The sequence below is a fragment of the Nocardia sp. NPDC051570 genome (assembly GCF_044454005.1).
Lineage (GTDB): Bacteria > Actinomycetota > Actinomycetes > Mycobacteriales > Mycobacteriaceae > Nocardia.
This window is the reverse complement of the sequence record NZ_JBITDI010000069.1, coordinates 1-1,358: the sequence shown is the minus strand read 5'-3', so window position 1 is coordinate 1,358 and position 1,358 is coordinate 1. Positions and strand designations below refer to the sequence as shown.

At 63.8% G+C, this 1,358-nt stretch carries 1 protein-coding gene; it reads left to right on the top strand.

Annotation, left to right across the window (positions count from 1 at the left end; translation table 11 throughout):
• Positions 1–1,260 (top strand): serine hydrolase domain-containing protein (locus ACIA76_RS43745; RefSeq protein WP_397161502.1); only part of this gene is annotated, 1,260 nt, incomplete at its 5' end.
• Positions 1,261–1,358: the final 98 nt, after the last annotated feature.

The following is a 1,358-nucleotide window of genomic DNA, read 5'->3' as shown; positions in this document are numbered from 1 at the left end:
CAGCTGTCCGAGGCTTTTCAGTACTGGCACAACGGGTTACGGTTGACGGCGAGGGATTCACATCAGCGGGGGTGTCGATCTATGCGATCCATGCGACGGATTGTTGTCGCGATCTTCGCGATCACTATGCTGGCGGGCTCGACCGGGACCGACGCGATGGCCGCGCCGGCGGGGGTGGACCGTGTGGCGCTGCAACAGGCGATGAACGAGGTGGTTGCCGCTGGTGCCGCTGGCGTGCAGATGCGCGTGCACGATGAGCACGGTGAGTGGGCCGGTAGCGCCGGGGTGACGGAGCTGGGCCGTCCCGACGGGGTGCCGACCGACGGGCAATTCCGGATCGGCAGTATCACCAAGACCTTCACGGCCACGGTGCTGCTGCAGCTGGTTGGCGAAGGCAGGCTCGGATTGGACGATCCGGTGGACCGCTACCTGCCGCAGTTCGGCCTGGATCCGCGGATCACCGTCCGGATGCTGTTGCAGCACACCAGCGGATTGTTCAACGACCTCGGAGACCGGAATCCCGATGGGACAATGGAGCCCGGGTTTTTCCCGTCGGAGGGTAAGGCGGGCGTGGACAGCCTCTTCCGTGATTATCAGCCGGAGGAGTTGGTGCGGTTCGCCTTGTCCAAGCCCGCTCGATTCGCGCCGGGTACCGGCTGGTCGTACTCCAACACCAACTACATTCTGGTCGGCCTGCTGATCGAGAAGATCACCGGCACGCCCTACGCCCTGCAGATCTACGGCCGCATCGTGGTGCCGCTCGGGTTGTGGGGCACGACCGTTCCGGGGCATTGGACCGGCATCCCCGGTCCCCATGCCCATGGCTACACGTCGTACCTGGGGGATGGCGTCGTGACGGTCGTCGACGTCACCGATCAGAATCCGTCAGCGATATATGCCGCAGGCGAGATCGTCTCCACAACCCGAGACCTCGATACCTTCATGACCGCATTACTGGGCGGCAGGCTCCTCACGCCCGTGTTACTTGCCGAAATGCGTAAGGGGCATCCTTTTGGACCGAATCCCGGTTACGGTCTCGGGCTGGGGCACGGCCCGCTCGAGCCCGGCTGCGACGTTGTCGGCCACGACGGTGGTGTTGCCGGCTATCTCTCGGAGATGTACAGCACAACTGAGAGAGGCAGGCGCGTCGAAATGTCGGTGACCAAAGGCCCCGGAGTGGACCTCGATGACGCGGCCGCGTACAAGAAGTTCTCCATGGCCAGCGACAAGGTAGCTGCCACGGCCCTCTGTGACGGCTGATTTCGCGTGGGTCCGGGTGCGTAGGCAGGTGGCCGGGCGGTGGTGGATTTCGGCCGTCTCAGCTACTATTCGCATCTAAATAGATTGCGGCACACCAT